The sequence below is a fragment of the uncultured Veillonella sp. genome, from assembly GCF_963534045.1.
Lineage (GTDB): Bacteria > Bacillota > Negativicutes > Veillonellales > Veillonellaceae > Veillonella.
In genome coordinates, this window is record NZ_CAUSQT010000098.1 from 1 (window position 1) to 2,709 (window position 2,709).

Below are 2,709 nucleotides of genomic sequence, written 5' to 3' on the forward strand. Positions count from 1 at the left end.
CATCCCCTACTGTTTTTCCGTCTAATTCATTAATGCCTACATCGATAACAACAGCACCAGTTTTCACCATGTCGGCTGTAATCATATGTGCTCGGCCCGCAGCAGCAATCACGATATCAGCTTGTTGTACATGGTTTGCTAAATCAGCTGTACGAGAATGGCAAATAGAAACCGTAGCATGACGTTCAAGCACCATCAACGCTACCGGTTTGCCAATCACTTGGCTACGACCAACAACGACCACATGTTTACCTTCTAAAGGAATACCATAATGATCCAAGATTGCTAGGCATGCCTTCGCAGTACAAGGTGCAAAACCACCTTTACCAGCTGTAACAAGACCGATGTTATAGGTAGTAAGACCATCGATGTCCTTCTTAGGATTCAATGCATCGATTAATTGCTCCGTATCAATTTGTTTTGGCATCGGCATGAGTGGCAATATGCCATGCACCGCATCATCATTATTCAAAGCCATCAATGCATCGTATACCTCTTGATGCGTAGCTGTACTTGGTAGTTGCTTACGCACGAAACCATATCCAAAATTTTTGGCCGTTTTCTCCATGAAATCCGCGTACATGTTAGCGCCATGATCATCACCAACGAGCAATACAGCCATTGTAATTGTACCGGACTCTAGACCGGTCATCTTCTCTTGTAAAATCTCTTTATGTGCATCAGCCACAGCTTTACCACGTAATTCTATCATGTATATCTCCATTCATTATCTCAAGGATAAACCTCATATAAATTCATGTAAAAAGGTGCCTATAGAGGCACCTTTAGTTTTCTCTTATTCTATTATATAACGTTTTGTCTATAGTTGCAGTTACCTATCCTGCGACTAATGACTAAATTGAACCACAATAGGTGTACCAGGAGATACTACGGTTCCCGGTAATTGTTCTTGTGAAATCGCCTTGCCAGTACCATCTGGTTTAAAGTATAAACCCGCAGTATGCAACCAATCACGTACCTCTCCAAATGTATAGCCTCTAAAGTCTGGCAATACTACATTGCCATCACCATTAGGTTTTACTGCTGGAAGTTTGGCCGCTGGTACAGCCGCTACAGTAGCGCCATCCTTAACGGAAGGTGACATTTGGTAATACCGCACTAATTGAGATACGATGTCCTTAAATACAGGGGCTGCAAGTTGACTACCATAAAGAGAACCCTTTTGTGGGTCATCAATAACGACAAGAACTACAAATTTTGGATCCTCTACAGGGCCAAAGCCAATAAAGGATACAATATATTGACCATCTAAATAGCCACCATGTTTTGTATCTAGTTTTTGCGCCGTACCAGTTTTACCAGCAAAGTGATAGCCTTCTACCATCGCTTTTGTACCGCCACCTTCAGATACTTCTTTTTCTAGAATATCTACGATGGTTTTAACAGTTTCCGCAGGAACTGGTTGGCCTACAACAGATGTTTCTGTCGTACTTGTCACATCCCCTTGAGAATTACTATAGGACTTGATAATATGCGGTTTCATCATAGCACCGCCATTAGCAAGGGCACCAAAAGCGCGAACCATTTGTAATGGTGTAACCGCAATACCTTGACCAATAGACATAGTCGCAACGTCTAGCTTACTCATATCCTCTGGATTATACAAAATACCTGCTCCTTCACCAGGCAATTCAATACCTGTTTCAGAACCAAAGCCATAATCACGTACATATTTCGAGAGAATATCTGCCCCTGTTAATGTACCAATTTCAGCCATACCAGTATTAAGAGAGTACTTCAAAATATCTAGCAAACGAACAGGACCATATCCCTCACCATCCCAGTTTCTAATGATATGTCCATTGGCAGCGAAGGCCCCTTTATCGTTATACACAGTGTCTAACTTCCATTTGCCTGCTGCAAGAGCTGCAGATGCAATGATAGGTTTGAATGTAGAACCTGGTTCATATAAATTGGTAACCGCAATATTTTTGAAAGCCTCTTCACCACTTTGGTTGTAGTTATTAGGATCGTAACTTGGACGATTGGCCATCGCTAATATTTCACCGTTCTTTGGATCCATAACGATAACGCTGGCATGCTTAGCTCCTGTATCAACCATCGCCTTATCAAGAGCGCGTTCTGCAATAAATTGAATTGTTGCATCGATGGTTAAGGTTACGCTTTTACCCTTATCTGGTAAAAATTTAGATAGTACGGAACCAAAGATGGCATTCCCTTTTCTATCTGTTGCAACTAGTTCCTTTTGGATACCGCCCTTCAATTCATCATCTAACACCATTTCAAGACCATCAAGGCCTTTATCATCGGTACCGACAAAGCCGAGCACTTGTGCGGCCAAATTACCATTAGGATAATATCGTTTAGACTCTTCTACAAAATTAAGACCTTCTAAATTTTTATCCTCAATCAATTGGGCTACCGCTTTCGACTTTTCTGGTTCCATCATACGGTCAATCCATACGAACGCAGTATCCTCTTGTAATGATTTCACAATGTCCTCTTTTGACATCGTCACATATGGCGCTATAAGTTCAGCAACTTCACTAGGCGATTGCTTAATCATCTTAGGATCCGCATATAGGGATTTTGTAACCACACTCATAGCCAGTGGTCTTCCATTGCGGTCATAAATCGTACCGCGCGGAGATTGTAATTTTCTATCCACTTGCACTTGGCTCAAGTTCTTCGCCTGCAAATCAGACTTATCTATTATTTGTAAAAAGA

The 2,709-nt window shown here is 41.6% G+C and carries 2 protein-coding genes; both read right to left on the reverse strand.

Features of this window, described 5'->3' with window-relative positions:
• Nucleotides 1–712 (reverse strand): bifunctional 5,10-methylenetetrahydrofolate dehydrogenase/5,10-methenyltetrahydrofolate cyclohydrolase (locus RYP29_RS08800; protein ID WP_311533187.1); only part of this gene is annotated, 712 nt, incomplete at its 3' end.
• A gap of 135 nt (nt 713–847) precedes the next feature.
• On the reverse strand, nt 848–2,709 hold a 1,862-nt coding region (locus RYP29_RS08805; protein ID WP_311533189.1), incomplete at its 5' end, for a penicillin-binding transpeptidase domain-containing protein.